Below are 24548 nucleotides of genomic sequence, written 5' to 3'. Positions count from 1 at the left end.
AAGTTGTGATCAGGTGGGGGTGACCAGCCCGATGCTGACCATGCCTTTATTCCAGATGATCTGATGTAGCGAGGTCTGAATGATGCTGGTGATGGTTTTCGGCGTTAACAGCGCCCAGCAGATACCGTCCCGGTGACGAACCGAGCGGTAAGTTACGCCGGTTTCACCCGCCACGCGCAGGCTGGCGCCCAGCTGTTGCGATTCGCGGTAGTCGGTAGGGTGATACCAGGGATGGGTATCCGGCAGGCCGGTAATATCGACAAATGACGAACTGCTCAGCTCGGTTTCCAGGCAACGATACTCGAAGCGCTCGAACTTCAGTTCAGGCACGTTCCGCCAGTAGCGCTGACAGTGGTAAACAACTTCGGCCAGCGCCGTTTCCTGGCTGTCCCCGAGGTAATAGACGCCAAAATCGCCATTCGAAAAGCGGCTGCCGTCGGGGTTGATATGGGTGAAGGCCGCCATCGCATAATGTGCGCCGCGGATCCCCAGCACCCACTCTTCACGCGGCAGCAGATCCAGATTTCCCACTTCCTGCGACAGGCGCGGGTTGGTTAGTTTCTGGATGTCGTAGAGAACGTCAAACTCCTCCGGGGTGGCAACGTCCTCAAACACGTAAATGGCCGGGTACTTGGTATGCAGCAGGCGATAGCCTTTGAAGGGGATTAGCGCTGTTCTGGGGATCTCAGGATGGATCATCCGGCCAGGCCTCCGCGCAGGACATCAACACGCCGGGCGACTTCATGCAGATTGCCGAACTCGCCATCCTCAATCAGGGATAACGGCGTTGCCCCATTGAAGTAAGCATTGTGGTTCGCCATGGTCATAAACCCGTAGACGTTCTCGGGGTTACTGAACACGATGCGCAGCGCCGAGTGCATATTCAGCAGGTAGCTGATCCGGGTTAACTGATCGTGACTTAACGAGGCCGTCTTCGTATCGTTATGGCGGTACTTATAGAGCGCCGCTCTGGAGAGTTGCAGTATGTTCTGCTGCTGCTCTGTTGTGCAGCCCCATTTTTCCAGAATGTTCATCGCAGCTCTGATGGCGATCAGATCGCGATCGCCGCGGGATTCAGAGGCAGGGTTCAGGTGCTTCGTCATAGGATACCCCTCAGCTCAGATTGATTAATATAGTCTTAGCATGAACTAAATATAACAATCTGTCTACGTGAAGACGCCTTTACCTGATTCCTGGTCACTCTGCTTTATAACGCCTGGATCTCCTTAGAGCGCAGGGTGATATGCACCGGCACCGATTTATACGACGGCGTGCCGCTCTCTTTATCGAGATAATTTAGCGGCACCAGCACGTTAGCCTCGGGATAGTAAGCGGCCACCGTGCCGGGGGCGATGCTGTAGGCCACCAGGGTAATATCGTTGAGGCGCTGCTGGCTGTCGGGCAGGGCGGTGGTGATATCCACCCGATCGCCATGCTCCAGCCCGAGCTGCTGCATATCGGCTTCGTTCATAAACAGCACGTCGCGGCGGCCAAACACCCCGCGATAGCGGTCATCGAGGGCGTAGATGGTGGTGTTGTACTGGTCGTGACTGCGCAGGGTGACCAGACGCAGCACATTCTCACCTTCACCGGGGAGATTCTCCTCAACGCCGTCAAACAGGGAGAACATCGCTTTGCCGGTGGGCGTCGGCCAGATGCGTTCGGTGGGTGGCAGCGGCATGCGGAATCCGCCAGCAATTCGGATACGCGCGTTGAAGTTCTCAAAGCCGGGCAGGGTCTGTTCGATCCGCTCGCGGATACGGTCGTAGTCGGCCACCAGCTCCAGCCAGTCGGTGTTGCTGTTCGTCAGAGTGGCGTGGGCGATCCCGGCGACAATGGCTGGCTCCGAGCGCAGCAAGGGTGAAGCCGGTTTCAGCTTACCGCTGGAAGCATGCACCATCGACATTGAATCTTCCACGGTAATCGACTGCTGGCCGCTGGGCTGCATGTCCAGCTCGGTGCGCCCGAGGCAGGGCAGGAGCCAGGTCTCCTTACCAACCAGCAGGTGGGTGCGGTTCAGCTTGGTGGCGACATGCACGCTGAGATCCAGTGTTTTCAACGCCGGGAAGGCTTTGTCGTGATCGGGCATTGCTACGGCAAAATTACCCCCGAGGCACAGCAACGCTTTGGCCTCGCCGTCGATCATCGCCTGAGCAGCCTGTACCGCGTCGTGGCCGTGGGCGGTGGGTGGCGTAAAGCCAAACACCGTGCCCAGCCGGTCAAGGAAGGCGGCGGTCGGTTTTTCGGTAATTCCCACCGTGCGGTTGCCCTGCACGTTGGAGTGGCCGCGCAACGGGCAGATGCCCGCCCCGGGCTTGCCGATATTGCCGCGCAGCAACAGCAGGTCGGCAATCAGGCGCACGTTGGCGGTGCCCTTGTTATGCTGGGTGATCCCCATGCCGTAGGTAATGATGGTGGCGCGGGACCTGGCGTAGATCTGCGCCACGTTTTCCAGATCGGCGCGGCTGAGGCCGGACTCACGTTCAATGGCCTCCCACGATGTCACGGCGATGTCAGCGGCAAATTCTGCGAACCCTTGAGTCTGGGTAGCGATAAAGTCGTGATCCAGCGCGTCCAGCACCAGCAGATGTTTTGCAATCCCTTTTAACGCGGCGGCGTCGCCCCCGGCTTTCACCTGATAGTAGGTCGAGGCGATATCGGTGGCGCTGTACGTCGCCATCTCCCTGACGCTTTGCGGATCGGCAAAACGCTCTAACGCGGTTTCGCGCAGCGGGTTAAAAACGATAATCGGCACCCCCCGGCGGGCAAGCTCGTGCAGGGTGCCCATCATCCGCGGGTGGTTGGTGCCCGGGTTGTGGCCGATAGAGATCACCAGTTCGGTGTGGTCAAAATCCTCCAGCGAGACGGTGCCTTTACCAATGCCGATGGAGCGGGGCAGGCCAACGCTGGTGGCCTGATGGCACATGTTAGAACAGTCAGGGAAATTATTGGTGCCCAGTTCGCGGGCAAACAGCTGATACAGGAACGCGGCTTCGTTCGAGGCGCGCCCGGAGGTGTAAAATTCAACCTGATTGGGTGCCAGGCCGCGCAGCACCTCCCCGATACGGGCGAAGGCGTCGTCCCATTTTACCGGGCGAAAGGTATCACTCTGCGGATCGTATTTCATGGGATGGGTCAGACGGCCATAGCCTTCCAGCTCAAAATCACTTTTCTCCCACAGGGCGCTGACGGTGTGTTCTGCGAAAAACGACGGGGTGACGCGCTTCGTGGTCGCCTCCCAGGTCACCGCCTTGGCACCGTTCTCGCAAAACTGGAAGGTGGATTTGTGTTCTTTGTCTGGCCAGGCGCAGCCCGGGCAGTCAAAACCGTCGGGCTGGTTGGTGCGCAGCAGGGTGGCAGGGGCGTCAAAAGCATCCATCTGCGTACGCACGGCAATCGCCGTGGCCTTTAAGGCTCCCCAGCCGCCCGCCGGACCGGCGTAATGGTGAATGCCCGGAACGGCACGTCGTTTATGATTCATCTTTACTCCTGCATGTTCTCAGCGTTTTGCTATCCCAACAACGCACCTGATTCTCTCAGTATCAGCCAGATTATCGCGTCTGACGGTTTTTCTCTGCTACAGATAATTTTCAAATTAATTACAAATTATTCACAGTTCAGCTCACAAAATCATCTTCCGGGTAATGTGAAGCAAGATTATTGGTTGTATATACATGTTCTGTCATATGGCGGGTGGGTCAGCGCAAGCGGGATGTTTGGCTGCCAGTAATCAGGCACTCAGAGAGGAAACTATGTCGTCTTTATCGTCTTCAGAAGAGCAGTCAAACAAAAACGGGACGCGGTTGTCAGAAACGCGATCCATCGATTACATCCCGGATGATGAACGCCACGGCCACCCCTTCAGCCAGTTTACGCTGTGGTTTGGCGGCAACCTGCAGATCACCGCTATCGTGACCGGCGCGCTGGCGGTGGTGCTGGGCGGCGATGTGGTGTGGTCGATCGTGGGCCTGCTGGTAGGGCAGGTGCTTGGGGCGACGGTGATGTCGTTCCATGCCCTGCAGGGGCCGCGTCTCGGTCTGCCACAGATGATCATCAGCCGCGCCCAGTTTGGCGTGCTGGGGGCGGTGATCCCGCTGGTGCTGGTCTGCGTGATGTACGTCGGTTTCTCCGCCAGCGGCACGGTGCTGGCCGGACAGGCGATGGCGAAACTGCTGTCGGTGTCGAACGTGGCGGGCATGATCCTGTTCAGCGCGATCATTATCGTGATTGCGGTGCTGGGTTATCGCGTGATCCACAAGCTCGGCAAAGTGGCGAGCGTGGTGGGCGTACTGGCATTTGTGTATCTGTTTATCGCCCAGCTGATGTCCAGCGATCTGGGGGCGATTGCGCAGAACAACCACTTCTCGATGCCGATGTTCCTGCTGGCGGTGTCGCTCTCCTCTTCATGGCAGATCGCGTTTTGCCCCTACGTGTCAGACTACTCACGTTATCTGCCGCGCGACGTCTCCGGGGTGAAAACCTTCTTCTCGGTCTTCAGCGGCACGGTGCTGGGCACTCAGGCGTCGATGACCCTCGGGGTGATCACCGCGGCGATTGCCGGCAGCGCCTTCAAGGGGCATGAAGTGAGCTATATCGTCGGGCTGGGCAAAAGCGAAGCGATGGCGATGGTGATCTACTTTGCGATCTGCTTCGGCAAAATTACTTTCACCACACTGAATGCCTACGGCAGCTTTATGTCGCTGACCACTATCGTGTCGGGGTTCCGCAACCAGAGCACGCTGAGCCAGAGAAGTCGGGTGATCTTTGTGGTGCTGATGGTGGCCATCTCCTGCGTGATTGCGTTGCTCAGTGAGCCCGCATTCCTGAAACACTTCACCCATTTCCTGCTGTTCCTGCTGGCGTTCTTCGTGCCGTGGAGCGCCATTAGTCTGACCGACTACTTTATTATTTCCCGTAAAGCCGTCGATATTCCGGCGCTGTTCGATCCGCGTAAACGCTACGGCTACTGGAATTTGTTCGGTATCAGCGTCTATGCCGTTGGCGTGCTGATCCAGCTGCCGTTCATTGAGAACCCGCTCTACCACGGTTCGCTGACCTGGATTTTTGCCGGGAATGATGTGTCGTGGATCATCGGCTGGTTCTGTACGGCGGGGCTGTACTATGCCTTACGACGTTTTGATCGCAGGGTATTGCCGGAGCAGACTATCTACCCGGCATCGGGCAGGTAAGGGGAGAGATGCCGACCCTGAATGCAGGGTCGGCGTCGGTATTATCCGGCGTTAAAGGCAAAACCTTCGTCGGCCCAGCCGGTCATGCCCCCGATCATAATCTTCACCGGACGACCCAGTTGCGCAAGCTTCAGCGCTGCGCGATCGGCACCGTTGCAGTGCGGTCCGGCGCAATAGACAACGAACAGGGTCTCGGGTGGCCACTCCGCCATTCTGTCGGCTGTAATATCGCGATGGCGTAGATGCACCGCCCCCGGAATATGACGGCGAGCAAATGCCTCCGGGCTGCCCACCACATGCAGCAACACAAAATCGATATCGCCCTCTTTGAACGCGGTGTGGACGTCGTCGCAATCCGTTTCCACACTCAGCCGTTGTAAAAAATGGTTCGCCGCGTTTTCTGCTGTCGCAGCAGGATAATCAGTCACATAGCTCATCGTTTCCTCCAGGTTTGAGGCTTTACTCTACGGCGGCAGCGCAGTTTTGACAGCTGGCAGAAATGCCATATACCATCAGGATCATGACAAAAATACCCTGAGTGCGGTGATGAATAATCCTCTGGTGGTTGCGCTGGCCTATGACGGCTTATGTACGTTTGAATTCGGCATTGCCGTGGAAATTTTCGGCCTTGCCCGCCCTGAAATGGGGGATGACTGGTATCGCTTTGCGGTAGCGGGTGTCGAGCCGGGGGAGCTGCGCGCCACGGGGGGCATCCGGCTGATGGTCGACGGCGGGCTGGAATTGCTGGCCGAGGCCGGGACCATTATCGTTCCCGGCTGGCGGGGCGCCGATGTTCCGGTGCCTGCTGCTCTATGCGAGCAACTGATCGCCGCCCATCAGCGTGGGGCGAGAATTTTATCCATTTGCTCCGGCGTCTTTGTGCTGGCGGCCGCAGGGTTACTTGATAATCGCCAGGCCACCACCCACTGGCGCTACACAGACCTGCTGCAACAGCGTTATCCCGCCATTCAGGTCACCCCTGACGTCTTATATATCGATAGCGGTGATGTCCTGACCTCCGCCGGTAGCGCGGCGGGCATCGACCTCTGTCTGCACCTGGTGCGCCGGGATTATGGCAGCGTGGCGGCCAACCAGGTGGCGCGTCGGCTGGTGGTGTCCCCGCATCGCGATGGCGGCCAGGCGCAGTTTATCCAGCAGGCGGTGCCGGTCGCCTATGAAGGCCATCGGCTTGGCGCGCTGTTTGATTATCTGCTTGAAAACCTTGCCGCCCCACACAGCGTCGATTCCCTAGCAAAATTTGTCGGCATGAGCCCGCGAACCTTTTTGCGCCGTTTTGCGGCGACTACTGGCAAGACGCCTGCCCAATGGTTATTGCATGCTCGCCTGAGCCGCAGCCAGGATCTGCTGGAAAACAGCCAGCTGTCGATAGAGCGGATTGCGGAGCAGGTGGGGTTTGGCAGCGTGGGAACGATGCGCCATCACTTCAGGAATCAGCTGTCGACGACGCCTGCGGCGTACAGGAGGGGGGTTGCTGAGTTAGCAACAATACGAGGGGAGGAAATTAAAACTGAATAATTGAAAAGCCATTCCTTTGTATATAAAGTGTTAAATGTTATAAGGAGATGTTATCTAGGCATTCAAAAAATGTTAGGTGAAGGGTAAATGAAATTAATCATACAGATTCCCTGCTTTAATGAAGCTGAGACACTTGCAATTGCTTTGAATGCGCTACCCAGACAGATTGCCGGTTTTGATACGGTGGAATGGCTGATTATTGATGATGGCAGTACCGATGACACTGTCAACGTAGCCAGACAAAATGGTGTTGACCATGTCGTGAAACATGCAGCTAATAAAGGGTTAGCTAAAGCCTTTATGACCGGACTCGATGCATGTCTGAGCTTAGATGCTGATGTTATCGTAAACACTGATGCAGATAATCAATATTCTGCTGAAGATATCCCATTATTAGTTGCCCCTATACTTGAACACCGCGCAGAGATGGTAATCGGTGAAAGACCTATTTCTACCATTGACCATTTTTCTCCTGTTAAAAAATATCTGCAAAAACTAGGAAGTTGGGTTGTCCGTGTGGCCAGTAATACCAATATTCCCGATGCACCAAGTGGATTCAGGGCTATGTCGAGAGCAACAGCACAAAAACTGATGGTTTTTAATGATTACACCTATACCCTGGAAACCATTATTCAGGCAGGCCAAAAAAATATCGCTATTACTTCAGTTTCAGTTCGGGTCAATGAAGACCTGCGGCCATCTCGTCTGGTAAAGAGTATTTCGTCCTATATTAAAAGAAGTATTATTACCATAGTCCGTATTTTTGTAATTTATCGTCCATTTCGGTTTTTTGGTGCTATAGGGACAGTACTGTTTTCGGCTGGCTTCTTGTTAGGCATGCGTTTTCTCTATAAATATTTCACTGGCGATGGTGATGGCTATGTCCAGTCATTAATTCTGGCATCGATACTTATGGGAATGGGCTTCCAGACCATACTTGTAGCTTTTGTTACCGATCTTTTATCGGCCAACCGGAAACTTCTCGAAGACTTACGTTTCAAAGTTGCGCAGCTGGAATCAAGCCCGAATAATAAAACAGGGAATAATGATTAAGAACAGAGATATGAGGTGATTATGGGTTTCAAAGTTTCGGGTGGTAAGTCTGAAGACGGTGTCGTATTCGGTAACGCTTATGACAAATATGGCTCTAAAAATCCCATTGTTAAATGGATGATGAATGGTTTTGACTCCTCTCTTGAAACTTTTGTATTACGAGCAAATCCAACAACGATTCATGAAGTTGGCTGTGGTGAAGGTTTTTGGGTCAATAAATGGAATGGCCAAGGGTTACAGGCTGTCGGCAGCGATTTTTCTCATGATGTAATCTCTTTAGCACGAGAAAATGCGCTAGCGGCAGATTTGCGACCTGACGTGTTCAATGCAAAGAGTATTTATGATCTCAAGTCTGATACGGACAGTGCTGATTTAATTGTCTGCTGTGAAGTGATGGAGCATCTGGAGGATCCTGACAAGGCGATGAAGGTCTTACAGACGCTGGTCAATAACTATCTTATCGTCAGCGTGCCACGTGAACCCATCTGGTGTGCGCTCAATATGGCTCGTGGGAAATATTTAAAAAGCTTTGGTAATACGCCTGGGCATATACAGCATTGGTCAAAAAAAGCCTTTATAAAATTCACCGGGAATTATTTCAAAATAATCGAGGTGTCTTCACCTTTTCCCTGGACCATGTTGTTATGCGTGCCGTATGACAAAAAATAATTTACGGAAAGCGCTCAATATTGCAGGCAGTGTTATAGCAGTTCTGAGTGTCCTGTTTGTTGTGCACAGAATAATGGCGTACTGGGCGCAGATTCCGGAAGACACATTTACGCTAAAGTTACTTTCTCTAATTCTGATACTGGCAGGAATCTATGGTGCCGCCAATATTATTCTTGCTTCTGCATGGCGCATACTAATGGTAGGGCTGGAACAGTCCATTACCTCCCGGATTGCCACCAGGATTTACGGCCTGACTCAGTTAGCGAAATATGTGCCTGGCAATATTTTCCAGTTCGCGGGCAGGCAATTTCTGGCGATGTCTCATGGTTTTTCAGGAAAAGCGATTGCAAAGAGCACTTTTCTGGAGTTACTGCTGTTAGTTCTGACTGGTGCCGCTTTTGTATTATGGATGTTACCCCTATTATATCCTGCTTTTAATATTATCTATGGCTTATCGCTGTTCATTATTATTGCAACGTTAATTGCTCTGGGGTTGAAATGGCAGGATAAGAGCAGTTTAATCAAGGCCATAGCACGATACTTCCTGTTCCTGGTGATCTCAGGTACTGTGTTCCTGTGCGTACTCTATTCCATTGTCGATAACTGGACTGCCACCCCGGCGCTGGTACTGCCGCTCATTGGAGCATATGTCATCGCATGGCTTGCAGGGCTTATTACGCCAGGCTCTCCTGCTGGGGTAGGGGTCAGAGAATTTATACTTATTTTATTGTTAAAGCCATTCTTTGCTGAGGTTGACATTGTTCTGGCAGTCATAATAAGTCGAATCACTACGGTTGTAGGTGATTGCTTTTTTTACCTCTACTCTCTCTCCTTAAGATGATTGTTATGAACAAACAAAAAGTTACCGTTGTTTTGATTGTTGTTTTTCTTTCAATATTTTATCTCATATTAGGGATAGGCTATTCGCAATCCTATAACCCTGGGTTTTTCCCGGATGAGTTTGCGCATATGGGATATGTGGTTGATGTTATGAAAAACAACTTTCCCGATTATAATAATGGCCTTATTTATTCAAGTAATAAACTTAATTACCTGAATCATCCGGCATTGTATTATTTCATCGTAGGCGAACTGGCGAGTCTCTTACATTTGCAGGATGCATTTGCTACCCTGGGCCGTTACGTAAACATGGCCATCTCTCTTATCATCATCGCATTGACATGCGGGATGTTGTACCAGACCACTCAGTCCAGACTCGCAACTTTTGTAGGGGGCGCTTTTTTACTTATTATCCCCATGTTTGTGCTGTTAGGAAGCGCAGTAAGTAACGATCAGATCAATGTGCTGGGTTGTACTCTGGTTATCTGCGGGTTACTGGGGTTGATGGAGGTTCATAAAGATAGCAAGCCATTAACCTCATGCATTGTGTTTATTTGTGCCGGTGGGATTATAGCTTCGCTGAGTAAAGCAACAGGTTCTTTAGTTATCGTCTGTTTGTTAGTCTCCGTTGCGATTTTTAATTTTTCATTGCTCATTAAAATAATAAAGAAAATCTCTGTCAAACAATGGCTAATTATAACCGCATCGATAGCGATTGTTGTCATTTATTTTGTCTGGACGCATAGTGTCTATAGTGGATTTTATCCAGCGCCTCAGGGCACGCCTGCGGCCTGGTTTTGGATTGAACATCCTGATGCTAAAAGACTGCCTTTTTCAGAGTTTTTCGGGAATTTTCTTAACGGTAATTTTGTGACTCTGACTATCCCCTATGGGCATGTCTATATAATGGACAGTGAATTCAGAATATTCATTGTAAAAGTTATCTTGATTATAGTGGCCGTTATGGCAGGTTGCATTTTATTAAAAAAGACGACGAGTAATAATGATTTTTACCGTGTCACATTCTCCTTTGTAATGGCATTCTTTATTTTCTTTATTATTTACCTTTTCACTATCAGAGATATGCATTTAAAGACAGGCTATACAGGTGCAATGCAGGCCAGATATTTTTTTGGATTTTTACCGATCTGTTCGTTAGTGATAGCAAAAGTTCTGTCACGGATTAAAAGTAATTTGATCAAAGGCATAGTTTTTATAATGATGAGCGCGGCTTTGGTAATGTCTGGCTATCCTGCGTTAATTAAAGTCTCAGAGCTTCAAGTGTGGCAATCCACGACGATAATAGAGCAGCCGCTTTTTAATACCAGTTATGGATACCTTATCAAGGGGCGTCGCTTTGAACAGACCATTCTGGCTGAATCCAATACATTAAGAGGTGTTGAGTTGATGCTGGCCACCTTTGCACGGAAAAATCATGGTCCAGTAACCCTGGTGTTGATTGATAACTCCGGAAAAACCGTTGCCTCTGAAGTGATCATGATGGAAAACCTTGCAGACAATACCTATGCATGGTTTGACTTCAGGCGAGTAAAAATAATCAAAAATCAGCAATATACCCTGCGGCTGACGTGCGATGAGTGTACCCAGGATAATGCCATCACCTGGTGGGCGATAAAACAGGAATTCGAGGCTCCTGTCTTTTTACTCACAAGGTTTGGCCCGGGTGCCGGAGACAGATACGCCAAAGGCAAAGCTTATGTGGATGGCGCAAATGTGGGTGGCGCGTATGCCTTCCGCCTCTATTTCCAGTAGCATATCCGCAATAAAAAAATCCACGCAAGGGCGTGGATTTTTGTCTGTTTAGCAGGGATTAGACGTTAAACAGGAAGTTCATCACATCGCCATCTTTAACGATGTAATCTTTCCCTTCTGCACGCATCTTGCCGGCTTCTTTCGCGCCTTGCTCGCCTTTATAGGCAATAAAGTCTTCAAAGGCGATAGTCTGCGCACGGATAAAGCCTTTCTCGAAATCGGTGTGGATCTTACCCGCAGCCTGTGGAGCGGTCGCGCCAACAGGGATAGTCCATGCACGCACTTCCTTCACGCCAGCGGTGAAGTAGGTCTGCAGGTTCAGCAGCTCGTAACCGGCGCGGATCACGCGGTTCAGGCCTGGCTCTTCCAGACCCAGTTCGGCCATGAACTCGTCGCGGTCAGCATCGTCCAGTTCGGCGATATCAGATTCCACCGCAGCACAGACTGCCACCACCACAGAACCTTCGGCCGCAGCGATTTCACGCACTTTGTCGAGGTATGGGTTGTTTTCAAAACCGTCTTCGTTGACGTTAGCGATATACATGGTTGGCTTCAGGGTCAGGAAGCTCAGGTATTTGATCGCCGCTTTGTCTTCTTCGGTCAGATTTTTCAGGGCACGCAGCATGCCGGCGTTTTCCAGCTGTGGCAGACATTTTTCCAGCGCAGCCTGTTCCGCTTTCGCGTCTTTGTCGCCGCCTTTGGCTTTCTTCTGCACGCGGTGCAGGGCGCGCTCGCAGGTGTCGAGGTCAGACAGGGCCAGCTCGGTGTTGATAACCTCGATATCATCAGCCGGATCCACTTTGTTATTCACGTGGATGATGTTGTCGTTTTCAAAGCAACGTACAACGTGGCCGATGGCTTCGGTTTCACGGATGTTGGTCAGGAACTGGTTGCCCAGGCCTTCGCCTTTGGACGCGCCTTTCACCAGGCCAGCGATGTCCACGAACTCCATGGTGGTTGGCAGAATGCGCTGCGGCTTAACGATCTCCGCGAGCTGGTCCAGACGTGGATCGGGCATTGGCACGACACCGGTGTTTGGCTCGATGGTGCAGAACGGGAAGTTAGCTGCTTCGATGCCCGCTTTAGTCAGCGCGTTAAACAGGGTGGATTTGCCAACGTTAGGCAGACCAACGATACCGCATTTGAATCCCATTTCTGAATCACCTTAATGTCTTGATATTCAACACGTTAACATTAACGAGTCGAAGAAAAGTAAATAACTTTGCCTATTATACACGTAACCCGCAGCATGCGGGTCAAAAAAGGCGTCTCGCGCCGCTTATTGCGCTTTGAAAGCGTGAAGACGGTTGGTGGCCTTGGTTAAGCCATCCTGCAACCAGATTTCGGTGCAACGCGCCGCTTCGTCTACCGCGTCGTCGATCAGCTTCTGTTCCGAGGCCGGGGGCTTACCGAGGACAAAGCCGACAACTTTGTTTTTATCGCCCGGATGACCAATACCGAGGCGCAAACGGTGGAAATTGGGATTATTGCCCAGTTTGCTGATGATGTCTTTTAAACCGTTATGCCCGCCGTGACCGCCGCCGAGTTTGAATTTTGCCACGCCCGGGGGCAGATCCAGTTCGTCGTGCGCCACCAGGATTTCATCCGGATTGATACGGTAAAAGGTCGCCAGCGCGGCCACGGCTTTACCGCTTAAGTTCATAAACGTGGTCGGCACCAGCAAACGCACATCGGCTCCGGCCAGGTTAACGCGTGAGGTATACCCGAAGAATTTCGGCTCTTCGCGCAGGGGAGCGCGCAACCGCTCGGCCAGCAGATCAACATACCAGGCGCCCGCATTGTGGCGGGTGGCCGCATATTCCGCGCCGGGGTTGGCCAGGCCGACAATCAGTTTAATCGTCACGTTTTTTTATTCCTGAAAGTGCTAAGTCTGGCGCGTAGTGTACTGTCTGCCGGGTCGCTTGACAAAATTCTGCGCGCCGTTGCGTAGAAGATGAATAATACCGCCTTTGAACCATTAGAATTTCATGCTACTCAAAGGCTTATTTGTAAAGTTTTGTTGCCCCGATGTGCGTAAATGTGATCCCTGGCGCAATCAGCACAAGGGGTGTTGTCTATACTTTACACACAAGGATTAGGGAGATTATTCCCCTGCAACCCAAAGTTCCGGAGGTGACACATGAAACGCAGAAACGCTTCGTTACTCGGTAACGTGCTGATGGGGTTGGGATTGGTGGTCATGGTTGTTGGCGTCGGTTATTCCATTTTAAACCAGCTGCCGCAACTTGACCTGCCGCAATACTTCGCACATGGTGCGGTGCTGAGCATCTTCCTGGGTGCCGTATTGTGGCTGGCGGGTGCCCGCGTCAGCGGTCACGAGCAGGTCTGCGACAGATACTGGTGGGTGCGCCACTACGATAAGCGCTGCCGTCGCGATCAGCATAAGCACAGCTAATGTGCTAACCAATGAACAGCGAAACGGCTCCCTCTGGAGTCGTTTTTTTTTGCATCTCGTATTGACCCTCACGTAACGTAAGGCTCCAGAGTGACACCACTGGCACAAGAAGGAGCTGTTATGTTAATTCAGGTCGGGGAACTGGCGAAACGCGCCGGGATCACCGTGCGCACCTTGCACCATTATGAGCAAACAGGGTTGCTGCTACCTTCTGCCAGAAGCGCGGCAGGTTACCGGCTCTACAATCTGGCCGATGTTCAGCGTCTGCATATGATTCAGGCGCTGGCAAAGGCGGGGCTGGAACTTGCTGAAATCAGGGACTTTCTGGAAAAAGATTCACTCTCGTTATCAGAGCTGCTAGAGGCACAAATCCGCCTGCTGGATAAGCAGATGCGCAGCATTACTACGCTGCGCGACAGGCTTGTGGATTTGCGTACCGGGCTTGATACCCATGAGGATCTCGATCTGGAGTCCTGGCTACAGACTCTGGAGTTAATGAACATGTACGATCGCTGGTTTAGCAAAGATGAGTTACAGCAGTTGCCGTTTGCACAGCAAAAAGAGGCGCTGGCAGATATCTGGGCCGCTCTGGTTCAGGAGGCGAAAAGCCTGCTGGAGAGGGATGTTGCGGTCACCGATCCGCGGGCGAGAGATCTGGCCACACGCTGGATGGTGCGTCTCGAGCAGGACACGGCGGGCAAACCGGAGTTTCTCACCCGTCTCAACGAGATGCACAGCGTCGAACCCCAGATGCGTGAGCAAACGGGGATCACGGCAGAGATGATGGATTACATTACCCGGGCCTTTGCCGAATCAAAGCTGAGCATCTGGCAAAACTACCTTTCTCCGGAGGAGATGGCCTTTACCCGGACGCACTATTTTGATCGCATGATGGAGTGGCCGCCGCTGGTGGCGAAGCTGCACCAGGCCCAGACGGAGGAGCTGGATCCCGCATCCGACGGCGCGCAGCAGCTGGCCGAAAACTGGCTGGCGTTGTTCCAGTCCTACGCGGGAACCAGCCCGGTGACGCAGCAAAAATTCCGCCAGGCGATGCAGCAGGAGCCGCATCTGATGAAGGGAACCTGGATGACGCCCGCTGTCCTTGAGTGGCTCCAGCAGGCGATCGGTATCATGATGCAGCGGCGAATGTCACAGATCCGCTAACGCTGCCTCGCGGTTCGGATAGAACGCCAGACGACCCGCAATGGGTTGCACTCCTGCGCGTGCCATGGTGCGCAGGGGCTGGAATTCGAGATTACTCACCCGCAGTTCACAGCCTTCCGGCAGGCGTTGCACAAAGCGCTGGAAGGCGTCCAGCCCGCCGGCATCCAGCACCGGTACCGCATCCCATTTCAACACCACGATCCGTTTCCCGGCGATGCGCGACTCCAGTTCGCTGAACAACCCTTCGGCGGCGGCAAAGAACAGGGGGCCGATCACCCGCAGCACCAGCACGTCGTCCGGGACCGTGACATTGACAGTTGCCAGCCGGGTCATGCGGGCAATGCGTCGCATAAACAGCAGCGAGGCCAGCACAATTCCGACGCTAATCGCAATCACCATGTCAAACAGCACGGTCAGCGACATGCAGATCAGCATCACGATGATGTCGTCCTTCGGCGCGCGGCGCAGCAGGTTCACCACTTTATGCGCCTCGCTCATGTTCCACGCCACCATCAGCAGCAGGGCCGCCATGGCCGACAGTGGGAGCCACGAGAGCAGGGGAGCCAACACCAGCAGAGCGAGGATCACCAGCACCGAGTGAATCACTGCTGAGACAGGAGATGTCGCCCCGGCGCGGACGTTAGCCGCTGAACGAGCAATGGCCGCCGTGGCAGTGATCCCGCCAAAGAACGGGGCGATAATGTTCCCCAGCCCCTGGCCGACCAGCTCGCTGTTGGCTTTGTGTTTGGTGCCGGTCATGCCGTCCAGCACCACTGCGCAGAGTAACGACTCAATCGCCCCCAGCATCGCCATCGAAAAGGCGGCAGGCAGCAGGGCGCGCAGGGAGTCCCAGCTCAGGGTGAAGCTGGAGCCAGGCAGATTCCACGGCAGTATCAGTTGGGGCAACAGCTGCGGGATGCCGTTACCCTGGGAGCCATCCGCCAGCACATAGTGGAACTGCGAGCCGATAGTGGCGACGTGGCCGCCCAGCAGGTTCACCACCCCCATCACCCCACAGCCCAGCAGCAGGGCGGGCAGATGGCCCGGCAGGCGGATGCCCAGTCGCGGCCAGAGGATCAACGTGCCCAGCGTCACCACGCCGATCGCCGCATCCCCCGGGTTTGCCGTTGGCAGCGCCATCGCCAGCGCACCCACTTTTTGCAGGTAATGTTCCGGAACATGGGCCATCTGCAGGCCAAGGAAATCCTTGATCTGCATGGTCCCGATGGTGATGCCGATCCCAGAGGTAAAGCCCAGGGTCACGGAAAGCGGAATGTACTCAATTAGCCTGCCAAAGCGCGCCAGGCCGAACAAAATCAAAAATACCCCGGACATCAGGGTCGCCACCAGCAACCCGGCGAGGCCGAACTGCTGGGAAACCGGATAGAGGATCACCACAAAGGCGGCGGTCGGCCCGGAGACGCTAAAGCGCGACCCGCCGGTCAGGGCGATCACAATCCCGGCAACGGCGGCGGTGTACAGACCGTATTGCGGTGCCACACCGCTACCAATCGCCAGCGCCATCGCCAGTGGGATAGCAATAATGCCGACGGTGATCCCGGCGATCAGGTCACGGGTGAAGCGTGACAGGGTATATTTTTCGTTCCAGCAGGCGTCGATGAGGGCGCGGAAGGGCAGAACGTGAGAGGAAGCGTTTTTCACAATCATCATCCAGGTGCGCATCATCTGTCATATCAATGGCAGGTGAAGGAGGCATTAATCATACAAATAAATACCACAGACAAAAAAACCCGCCGTAGCGGGTTTTCAGACTGCGTCCGATTAGTGTTCGAACATTGCAGAGATAGATTCTTCGTTGCTGATACGACGAATCGCTTCGGCCAGCATCCCGGACAGGGTCAAAGTACGCACGTTTGGCAGCGCTTTGATTTCGTCGCTCAGTGGGATGGTGTCACACACCACAACTTCATCAATGACGGAGTTGCGCAGGTTGTTCACTGCATTGCCGGAGAAGATCGGGTGAGTCGCGTAAGCGAATACGCGTTTAGCACCACGCTCTTTCAGCGCTTCGGCGGCTTTGCACAGAGTGCCGCCGGTGTCGATCATGTCGTCAACCAGCACGCAGTCACGGCCAGCAACGTCACCGATGATATGCATCACCTGAGAAACGTTAGCGCGTGGACGACGTTTGTCGATGATCGCCATGTCGGTATCGTTAAGCAGTTTGGCGATAGCGCGTGCGCGAACCACACCGCCGATGTCCGGAGAAACCACAATTGGGTTATCCAGGTTCAGCTGCAGCATGTCTTCCAGCAGGATTGGGCTGCCGAATACGTTATCAACCGGAACGTCGAAGAAGCCCTGGATCTGCTCGGCATGCAGGTCAACCGTCAGAACGCGGTCAACGCCAACACTGGAGAGGAAATCAGCGACAACTTTAGCGGTAATTGGCACACGTGCGGAACGGACGCGACGGTCCTGACGGGCATAACCAAAGTAAGGAATTACAGCAGTGATACGGCCAGCGGAAGCACGGCGCAGGGCATCGACCATGACAACCAATTCCATCAGGTTGTCGTTAGTTGGAGCACAGGTGGACTGGATGATGAAAATATCACCACCGCGTACATTTTCGTTAATTTGTACGCTGACTTCGCCATCGCTAAAGCGACCTACGGCGGCGTCGCCAAGAGAAGTGTACAGGCGGTTGGCAATACGTTGTGCTAGTTCCGGGGTGGCGTTACCAGCAAAAAGCTTCATATCAGGCACGAGAAGAACCTCAGGCATGCGTCCAGTGGTGGATAGTTCGCCGTAAACTGTGCGGGCCAGGCGAATGCTATCCAGGCGGTGTATTAAAGAGCGCGATGCAACGTCTGGAACAGGGTGACGTTGTCACCGAAACTCAGGTTGCGCCAGAATGGCCTGCTGCAGCGGGGAGACGTTCATACCACGCGCTACGAAACCATGCAGCCACTCTGGAGCCAGCTCGAGCACCTGACGTGCAGCGGATTCCGTATCAAATTCAGCAAAGACACAGGCCCCTGTGCCAGTCAGGCGCGACGGCGCGTATTCTAACAGCCAGGAAAGCGCGACATCAACCTCGCGAAAACGTTTTCTTGCGATAACCTCGCAATCGTTGCTGAATTCACAGTTTAATAACGTTTCTATTGACCTTATTGGGGTATCGCGCGGAAGGTCCGGATCTTTAAAGATAACCGGGGTCGGAATACTGACGCCCGGGTGGGCCACCAGATACCATTTTTCTGCGGGTTCGACCGGAGAGAGGATCTCGCCCACCCCTTCAGCAAAAGCTGCATGTCCGCGGACAAACACCGGCACGTCGGCCCCGAGCGTCAGCCCGAGCGCGGCCAGCTCATCCACCGTAAGATCGCAGCCCCACAGATGGTTCAATACCACCAGCACGGTAGCAGCGTTAGACGACCCGCCGCCGAGCCCGCCGCCCATAGGCAAACGTTTTTCCACGCTGATATCCGCGCCGCTGCCCGCCGGCAGACGCCCGGAGCGTTCTGCAGTGCTCATCAGCAGACGAGCGGCGCGCACGATCAGGTTATCCTCATCGGCCACGCCTTCGACCGGCGTCAGGAGACGGATCTGCCCGTCATCGCGCAGTTCAATGGAAATCGTGTCGCCGTAGTCAACAAACTGAAACAGCGTCTGCAGAGTGTGATACCCGTCAGCACGCTGGCCGGTGATGTATAAAAACAGGTTCAGTTTCGCGGGCGAAGGCCAGTGGGTCATCATTTGACAATCCAGTTATCCATCTTCAGCTTAATGCGCTGGCTGCCTTCGGTCAGCTCCAGGCTGGATGGCAGGGCCGGTTTGCTGTTGCTGTCGTAGCCGCCGTAGACCACTTTCCAGCTTTTACCGTTCTGGCTGTAGTTCACTTCGCTGAGGCGATACTGGTCATCGAGTTTATAGTCTGTGGCGTCACCCGGCAGGCCGAGGATCCACTGACGCAGGCTGGTGATTGGAATAGGCATCCCGGTCAGCTTGCCGATCATCTCTTCGGCATCGGTGCCGGTGTATTTCTTGCCTTTATTGTCGGTAACTTGTGCGCTGCCAGGCTGGGCAATCAGTTCCATTTCCGTGCTGCCAAGCGGGTTAAGCAGCAGCAGGCGGTAGCGATCCTGGCCGGTCTGCTGCCAGAAGAAGCGGGCGTACACTTTCTGCTGATCCGACAGATAAGCAAAGGCGCCGCGGGTTTGATACTGGTTTAATGCACGCACCTCTTGCTGGTGCTGGCGCCACTGTGGCGAATCGGGGCTTTTGCCCGGCCCTTTAGGCGGCGTAATGGAACATGCGGTCAGCACCAGCGCGGCCAGGGGCAGCAGGCGAATCAGTCTGGTCATAATGATGGCAAATCCTTGAGATACGTGGCAGTTATATCGCTTAATGCTAGCGCCCGCATGCCGCAGCGTCTACGCTCATATTGTCTTAAATCATGAAATTAGCGTGGGGCACCTATTACTCCGAAAGGGGGCGGTCTCTTTTATTGATCTCGCGCATCCTGTATGATGCGGCCTGCTAACCTTATTAACGCTGGTACTACTCCCGCTCATATGACCCTTTTAGCACTCGGTATTAACCACAAAACAGCCCCGGTATCACTGCGAGAACGTGTGACGTTTTCGCCGGACACGCTCGACCAGGCGCTGGAAAGTCTGCTTGCCCAGCCGATGGTGCAGGGGGGCGTGGTGTTGTCAACGTGCAACCGTACTGAGCTCTATCTCAGCGTTGAAGAGCAGGACAACCTGCATGAAGCGCTGGTCCGCTGGTTATGCGAATACCACAATCTGAACGAAGACGAGCTGCGCAACAGCCTGTACTGGCATCAGGATAACGATGCGGTCAGCCATCTGATGCGCGTGGCCAGCGGTCTTGATTCGCTGGTGCTGGGCGAGCCGCAGATCCTCGGCCAGGTGAAAAAAGCCTTTGCCGATTCGCAAAAAGGCCACCTCAAGGCCAGCGAGCTGGAACGTATGTTCCAGAAATCCTTCTCCGTCGCCAAGCGAGTGCGAACCGAAACCGACATTGGCGCCAGTGCCGTTTCGGTTGCTTTCGCTGCCTGTACCCTGGCGCGACAAATCTTTGAATCGCTCTCCACGGTCTCGGTACTGCTGGTGGGCGCGGGCGAAACCATCGAGCTGGTGGCGCGCCATCTGCGCGAACACAAAGTCAAAAAGATGATGATCGCCAACCGTACCCGTGAACGCGCCCAGGTGCTGGCAGATGAAGTGGGGGCGGAAGTGATTGCCCTCAGCGACATCGACGCCCGTCTGAGCGAAGCGGATATCATCATCAGCTCTACCGCCAGCCCGCTGCCAATCATCGGCAAAGGCATGGTGGAGCGCGCCCTGAAATCCCGCCGTAATCAGCCGATGCTGCTGGTGGACATCGCCGTTCCGCGTGATGTCGAGCCTGACGTCGGCAAACTGGCGAACGCCTATCTGTACAGCGTGGATGACCTGCAAAGCATCATTTCGCACAACCTTGCCCAGCGTAAAGCGGCAGCGGTGCAGGCGGAGACGATAGTCGAGCAGGAAACCAGCGAATTTATGGCCTGGCTGCGCGCGCAAAGCGTCAGCGAGACCATTCGCGAGTACCGCGGTCAGGCGGAACAGGTCCGAAATGAACTGACTGCCAAAGCGATGGCGGCCCTTGAGCAGGGCGGCGATCCGCAGGTCATCATGCAGGAACTGGCATGGAAACTGACCAATCGCCTGATCCATGCCCCAACCAAATCACTTCAACAGGCCGCCCGTGACGGGGACGACGAACGCCTGAACATTCTGCGCGACAGCCTCGGGCTGGAATAGCGCGCCATACCCATTTTATTATTATAAGGTGCACTTACGCCTATGAAGCCCTCTATCGTCGCCAAACTGGAAGCATTGCACGAGCGCCATGAAGAAGTTCAGGCGCTGCTCGGCGATGCCGCAACCATTGCCGACCAGGAACGTTTTCGCGCTCTTTCGCGCGAGTATGCGCAATTAAGTGATGTTTCAAAATGCTTTACCGACTGGCAACAGGTTCAGGAAGATATTGAAACCGCGCAGATGATGCTCGACGACCCGGAAATGCGCGAGATGGCGCAGGAAGAGTTGCAGGATGCCAAAGTCCGCGCGGAAGAGATGGAGCAACAGCTGCAGGTGCTGCTGCTGCCAAAAGATCCGGACGATGAACGCAACGCCTTTGTCGAAGTTCGCGCCGGGACCGGCGGGGACGAAGCGGCCCTGTTTGCCGGGGATCTGTTCCGCATGTACAGCCGCTATGCCGAATCCCGCCGCTGGCGCGTGGAGATCATGAGCGCCAACGAAGGCGAACATGGCGGCTATAAAGAAGTGATCGCCAAAATCAGCGGTGACGGGGTATACGGTCGTCTGAAGTTTGAATCCGGCGGCCATCGCGTGCAGCGCGTCCCGGCCACTGAATCTCAGGGGCGTATTCACACCTCCGCCTGCACCGTGGCGGTGATGCCCGAGCTGCCGGAAGCCGAACTGCCGGACATCAACCCGGCAGATCTGCGTATCGATACCTTCCGCTCCTCCGGCGCGGGCGGTCAGCACGTTAACACCACCGACTCCGCGATCCGTATTACCCACCTGCCAACCGGCATTGTGGTTGAGTGCCAGGACGAACGTTCCCAGCACAAAAACAAAGCCAAAGCATTGTCGGTGCTCGGGGCGCGTATTCACGCCGCGGAAATGGCCAAACGCCAGCAGGCCGAAGCCTCCACCCGTCGCAACCTGCTGGGCAGCGGCGATCGCAGCGATCGCAACCGCACCTATAACTTCCCGCAGGGCCGCGTCACCGATCACCGCATCAACCTGACCCTTTACCGTCTGGATGAGACCATGGAGGGCAAGCTGGACTCCCTGATCGAACCTATCGTGCAGGAGTACCAGGCCGATCAGCTGGCGGCGCTGGCAGAGCAGGATTAATGGATTTTCAGCACTGGCTACAGCAGGCGATTAGCGCACTGGCGGGAGGCGAAAGCCCCCGTCGTGATGCGGAGATCCTGCTGGAGCATGTGACGGGCAAAGCGCGCACCTGGATTCTCGCCTTTGGTGAAACCGAGCTCACTGCCGACCAGCAGGCTCAGCTTGACCAACTCCTGGCCCGCCGCAAGACCGGCGAGCCGGTGGCGCACCTGGTGGGGGAGCGTGAGTTCTGGTCGCTGCCGCTGTATGTCTCGGCGGCTACTCTGATCCCCCGTCCCGACACCGAGTGTCTGGTGGAGCAGGCCCTGGCGAGACTGCCCGCCACGCCCGCGCGCCTTCTCGATTTAGGTACCGGCACCGGGGCCATTGCCCTGGCGCTGGCCAGTGAGCGTCCGGATTGTCAGGTTACCGCCGTGGATGTCATGCCCGATGCGGTGGCGCTGGCACAGCGCAATCTTGCGCGTCTGGCGCTGCCTAACGTCACGGTGCTGCACAGCAGCTGGTTCACCGCCCTCGGCGATCGGCAGTTTGAGATGATCGTCAGCAACCCGCCCTACATTGATGAAGCCGATCCGCATCTTGCCGAAGGCGATGTGCGCTTCGAACCGCGCAGCGCCCTGGTTGCTGGCGATCAGGGCCTGGCCGATCTCAGCCATATCATTACTCAGTCTCGCCAGCACCTGGTGAGCGGCGGCTGGCTGTTGCTGGAGCACGGCTGGACCCAGGGCGAGGCGGTGCGTGCGCTCTTACTGCAGGCCGGTTTTGACCAGGTTGCAACCTGTCGCGACTATGGCGGCAATGAGCGTCTGACCCTGGGCAAACGGCCATGAACAGCTTCTCTGTGCTGATTACCTTGCATCTGGCCGCCGTCACCCTCACCATCAGCTTTTTCGCGCTGCGTTACTGGTGGCGTTACAGCAATAATCAGCTGATCAACGCCCGCTGGGTGCGGGTGCTGCCGCACTGCATTGACACCGTACTCTTTGTGTCGGGCGCGGGGTTGATGTGGGTAACGGGTTATCTGCCGTTCACCGATGACGGTGCATGGCTGACTGAGAAGCTGTTTGGCGTTATCATCTACATCGTTTTGGGTTTTATTGCGCTGGGGCGTCATCGTCCGCGCAGCCAGCAGGTGGGGTTTATCGCCTTTCTGCTGGGGCTGGTGGTGCTGTACATCATCATTAAACTCGCCACCACAAGAATACCGTTACTGGGGTAAGTCATGGAGTCCTTGGCCGATTTCGAATTTAACAAAGTGCCGTTGTGCGATGGAATGATCAAAGTATCAGAGATGATCCGCGATGATTTCATTTCACAATATGTCTACGACGAGCTGGAGAACCTGGTGAGTCTGGCGCGTGAAGAGATAAGTCAGGCGCGCCCGCAGGACTGGCAACTGGAGAAACTGATTGAGCTGTTCTACGGCGAATGGGGCTTTTGCGATACGCGTGGCGTGTATCGACTCTCCGATGCGCTGTGGCTCGATCAGGTACTGAAAAACCGTCAGGGTAGCGCTGTCTCCCTGGGGGCCATTTTATTATGGGTGGCGCACCGCCTGGATATTCCGCTGGTGCCGGTCATCTTCCCGACGCAGATGCTGCTGCGTGCCGAGTGGCTTGACGGCGAAATGTGGTTAATCAACCCGTTCAATGGCGAAACCCTCGACGATCATACGCTGGATGTCTGGCTGAAGGGCAACATCAGCCCGATGGCAGAGCTCTACAACGAAGATCTGGACGAAGCGGATAACGCTGAAGTGGTGCGCAAGCTGCTGGACACCTTAAAATCGGCGCTGATGGAAGAGCGGCAGATGGAACTGGCGCTGCGTGCCAGCGAGGTGCTGCTGCAGTTTAACCCGGAAGATCCGTATGAGATCCGCGACCGTGGTCTGATCTACGTCCAGCTCGAGTGCGACCACGTCGCGCTGACTGATTTGAGTTATTTCGTTGAGCAGTGCCCGGAAGATCCGATCAGCGAGATGATTCGCGCGCAGATTAATTCCATCGCGCATAAACAGATTACACTGCATTAATCTTAACTCCGATTCACCCTGAATAAGGCGATTCTATGAAACAAAAAGTGGTTAGCATTGGCGATATCAACGTGGCGAACGACCTGCCGTTCGTGCTGTTCGGCGGCATGAACGTTCTGGAATCCCGCGATCTCGCGATGCGTATCTGCGAACACTACGTGACCGTGACCCAGAAGCTGGGCATCCCGTACGTGTTTAAAGCCTCTTTTGACAAAGCCAACCGCTCCTCTATTCACTCTTACCGTGGCCCGGGCCTGGAAGAGGGGATGAAGATTTTCCAGGAGCTGAAGCAGACCTTTGGCGTGAAAGTGATCACCGACGTCCATGAAGCCAGCCAGGCGCAGCCTGTGGCCGACGTGGTTGACGTGATCCAGCTGCCCGCGTTCCTTGCCCGTCAGACTGACCTGGTCGAAGCGATGGCGAAAACCGGTGCCGTTATCAACGTGAAAAAACCGCAGTTCGTGAGCCCTGGCCAGATGGGGAACATCGTTGATAAGTTTATCGAAGGCGGTAACGACCAGGTGATCCTGTGCGACCGTGGCGCTAACTTCGGTTACGACAACCTGGTTGTGGACATGCTGGGCTTCAGCGTGATGAAGAACGTCTCTAACCAGTCGCCGGTGATCTTCGACGTGACCCACGCCCTGCAGTGCCGCGACCCGTTTGGTGCAGCCTCCAGCGGCCGTCGTGGTCAGGTTACCGAACTGGCGCGCGCCGGTATGGCAACCGGTCTGGCAGGCCTGTTTATCGAAGCGCACCCGGATCCAGCCAACGCGAAATGCGACGGCCCGTCCGCGCTGCCGCTGGACAAGCTGGAGCCGTTCCTGAAGCAGATCAAAGCGATTGACGATCTGGTTAAGAACTTTGAAGAGTTGGATACGTCCAACTAATCCAGACAATGAAAAAACCCGCGAAATAAAACAAAAAGGCAACGTAAGTTGCCTTTTTTTATG

The 24548-nt window shown here is 54.7% G+C and carries 24 protein-coding genes; 14 read left to right on the top strand and 10 right to left on the bottom strand.

Going from position 1 to position 24548, the window contains the following annotated elements; all coding sequences use genetic code 11:
- Positions 1-9: 9 nt before the first annotated feature.
- From SOM40_RS13445 to SOM40_RS13435, 3 genes are all read right to left on the bottom strand, one after another.
- Positions 10-699, bottom strand: coding sequence for an RES family NAD+ phosphorylase (locus SOM40_RS13445; RefSeq protein ID WP_320530129.1), 690 nt, complete (start codon positions 697-699; stop codon positions 10-12).
- Positions 696-1103, bottom strand: coding sequence for an MbcA/ParS/Xre antitoxin family protein (locus SOM40_RS13440; RefSeq protein WP_106993229.1), 408 nt, complete (start codon positions 1101-1103; stop codon positions 696-698). Before SOM40_RS13440 ends, SOM40_RS13445 begins: the two co-directional genes overlap by 4 nt.
- A 104-nt stretch (positions 1104-1207) precedes the next feature.
- Complete coding sequence (locus SOM40_RS13435; RefSeq protein ID WP_320530128.1) at positions 1208-3481, bottom strand: FdhF/YdeP family oxidoreductase; 2274 nt, start codon at positions 3479-3481, stop codon at positions 1208-1210.
- Between the two features lie 322 nt (positions 3482-3803).
- Between SOM40_RS13435 and SOM40_RS13430 the strand changes: the two genes are divergently transcribed.
- Complete coding sequence (locus SOM40_RS13430; RefSeq protein ID WP_320530267.1) at positions 3804-5189, top strand: purine-cytosine permease family protein; 1386 nt, start codon at positions 3804-3806, stop codon at positions 5187-5189.
- Between the two features lie 41 nt (positions 5190-5230).
- On the opposite strand, the gene SOM40_RS13425 is transcribed toward SOM40_RS13430, so the two are convergent.
- Complete coding sequence (locus SOM40_RS13425) at positions 5231-5626, bottom strand: rhodanese-like domain-containing protein (RefSeq protein WP_320530127.1); 396 nt, start codon at positions 5624-5626, stop codon at positions 5231-5233.
- 109 nt (positions 5627-5735) lie between these two features.
- On the opposite strand from SOM40_RS13425, the gene ftrA reads away from it, so the two are divergent.
- The 5 genes from ftrA (at position 5736) to SOM40_RS13400 (ending at position 11060) form a co-directional block, all read left to right on the top strand.
- Complete coding sequence (gene ftrA / locus SOM40_RS13420) at positions 5736-6725, top strand: transcriptional regulator FtrA (protein ID WP_320530126.1); 990 nt, start codon at positions 5736-5738, stop codon at positions 6723-6725.
- A gap of 87 nt (positions 6726-6812) precedes the next feature.
- The gene (locus tag SOM40_RS13415) at positions 6813-7778 is read left to right on the top strand and encodes a glycosyltransferase family 2 protein (RefSeq protein ID WP_320530125.1); all 966 of its coding nucleotides are present in this window, start codon (positions 6813-6815) and stop codon (positions 7776-7778) included.
- A gap of 21 nt (positions 7779-7799) precedes the next feature.
- Positions 7800-8447 (top strand): class I SAM-dependent methyltransferase, encoded by a 648-nt coding sequence (locus tag SOM40_RS13410; RefSeq protein ID WP_320530124.1) that lies wholly within the window; start codon positions 7800-7802, stop codon positions 8445-8447.
- Positions 8434-9288: a hypothetical protein gene (locus SOM40_RS13405; protein ID WP_320530123.1), complete on the top strand. Its 855-nt coding sequence runs from the start codon at positions 8434-8436 to the stop codon at positions 9286-9288. The genes SOM40_RS13410 and SOM40_RS13405 overlap by 14 nt, the downstream gene beginning before the upstream one ends.
- Before the next feature lie 5 nt (positions 9289-9293).
- Positions 9294-11060 carry a glycosyltransferase family protein gene (locus tag SOM40_RS13400; protein ID WP_320530122.1) on the top strand — a complete coding sequence of 589 codons (1767 nt, stop codon included), beginning with the start codon at positions 9294-9296 and terminating at the stop codon, positions 11058-11060.
- A gap of 58 nt (positions 11061-11118) precedes the next feature.
- On the opposite strand, the gene ychF is transcribed toward SOM40_RS13400, so the two are convergent.
- A complete protein-coding gene (gene ychF / locus SOM40_RS13395; RefSeq protein ID WP_225758588.1) occupies positions 11119-12213 on the bottom strand; it encodes a redox-regulated ATPase YchF in 1095 nt (364 codons plus the stop codon).
- A 126-nt stretch (positions 12214-12339) separates the two neighbouring features.
- Complete coding sequence (pth, locus tag SOM40_RS13390; RefSeq protein WP_106993223.1) at positions 12340-12924, bottom strand: aminoacyl-tRNA hydrolase; 585 nt, start codon at positions 12922-12924, stop codon at positions 12340-12342.
- A gap of 276 nt (positions 12925-13200) precedes the next feature.
- On the opposite strand from pth, the gene ychH reads away from it, so the two are divergent.
- Positions 13201-13476, top strand: a complete 276-nt coding sequence (ychH, locus tag SOM40_RS13385; RefSeq protein ID WP_106993222.1) for a stress-induced protein YchH — start codon at positions 13201-13203, stop codon at positions 13474-13476.
- 120 nt (positions 13477-13596) lie between these two features.
- Positions 13597-14640, top strand: coding sequence for a MerR family transcriptional regulator (locus SOM40_RS13380; protein WP_320530121.1), 1044 nt, complete (start codon positions 13597-13599; stop codon positions 14638-14640).
- On the opposite strand, the gene dauA is transcribed toward SOM40_RS13380, so the two are convergent.
- The 4 genes from dauA to lolB form a co-directional block, all read right to left on the bottom strand.
- The gene (gene dauA / locus SOM40_RS13375; protein ID WP_166185320.1) at positions 14626-16302 is read right to left on the bottom strand and encodes a C4-dicarboxylic acid transporter DauA; all 1677 of its coding nucleotides are present in this window, start codon (positions 16300-16302) and stop codon (positions 14626-14628) included. The genes SOM40_RS13380 and dauA overlap by 15 nt on opposite strands.
- 120 nt (positions 16303-16422) lie before the next feature.
- A complete protein-coding gene (gene prs, locus SOM40_RS13370) occupies positions 16423-17370 on the bottom strand; it encodes a ribose-phosphate diphosphokinase (RefSeq protein ID WP_003856663.1) in 948 nt (315 codons plus the stop codon).
- A gap of 123 nt (positions 17371-17493) precedes the next feature.
- Positions 17494-18363: a 4-(cytidine 5'-diphospho)-2-C-methyl-D-erythritol kinase gene (gene ispE / locus SOM40_RS13365; RefSeq protein ID WP_320530120.1), complete on the bottom strand. Its 870-nt coding sequence runs from the start codon at positions 18361-18363 to the stop codon at positions 17494-17496.
- Positions 18360-18971 (bottom strand): lipoprotein insertase outer membrane protein LolB, encoded by a 612-nt coding sequence (gene lolB, locus SOM40_RS13360; protein WP_106993219.1) that lies wholly within the window; start codon positions 18969-18971, stop codon positions 18360-18362. The genes ispE and lolB overlap by 4 nt, the downstream gene beginning before the upstream one ends.
- Before the next feature lie 210 nt (positions 18972-19181).
- On the opposite strand from lolB, the gene hemA reads away from it, so the two are divergent.
- The 6 genes from hemA to kdsA are packed head-to-tail and all read left to right on the top strand — an operon-like array spanning position 19182 to position 24485.
- Positions 19182-20438, top strand: coding sequence for a glutamyl-tRNA reductase (gene hemA, locus SOM40_RS13355; RefSeq protein WP_225758591.1), 1257 nt, complete (start codon positions 19182-19184; stop codon positions 20436-20438).
- 42 nt (positions 20439-20480) lie between these two features.
- Positions 20481-21563, top strand: coding sequence for a peptide chain release factor 1 (gene prfA, locus SOM40_RS13350; RefSeq protein ID WP_106993217.1), 1083 nt, complete (start codon positions 20481-20483; stop codon positions 21561-21563).
- Positions 21563-22393 carry a peptide chain release factor N(5)-glutamine methyltransferase gene (gene prmC, locus SOM40_RS13345; RefSeq protein WP_312187639.1) on the top strand — a complete coding sequence of 277 codons (831 nt, stop codon included), beginning with the start codon at positions 21563-21565 and terminating at the stop codon, positions 22391-22393. The genes prfA and prmC overlap by 1 nt, the downstream gene beginning before the upstream one ends.
- The gene (gene sirB2, locus SOM40_RS13340) at positions 22390-22782 is read left to right on the top strand and encodes an invasion regulator SirB2 (RefSeq protein WP_320530119.1); all 393 of its coding nucleotides are present in this window, start codon (positions 22390-22392) and stop codon (positions 22780-22782) included. The genes prmC and sirB2 overlap by 4 nt, the downstream gene beginning before the upstream one ends.
- Before the next feature lie 3 nt (positions 22783-22785).
- The gene (gene sirB1, locus SOM40_RS13335; protein WP_166182726.1) at positions 22786-23595 is read left to right on the top strand and encodes an invasion regulator SirB1; all 810 of its coding nucleotides are present in this window, start codon (positions 22786-22788) and stop codon (positions 23593-23595) included.
- Positions 23596-23630: 35 nt separating this feature from the next.
- Positions 23631-24485, top strand: a complete 855-nt coding sequence (kdsA, locus tag SOM40_RS13330) for a 3-deoxy-8-phosphooctulonate synthase (protein ID WP_106993213.1) — start codon at positions 23631-23633, stop codon at positions 24483-24485.
- Positions 24486-24548 lie beyond the last annotated feature (63 nt).

The organism is Leclercia sp. CFBP8987 (assembly GCF_034044995.2).
Classification (GTDB): domain Bacteria; phylum Pseudomonadota; class Gammaproteobacteria; order Enterobacterales; family Enterobacteriaceae; genus Enterobacter; species Enterobacter tamurae.
This window is presented reverse-complemented; position numbering and strand designations above follow the sequence as displayed.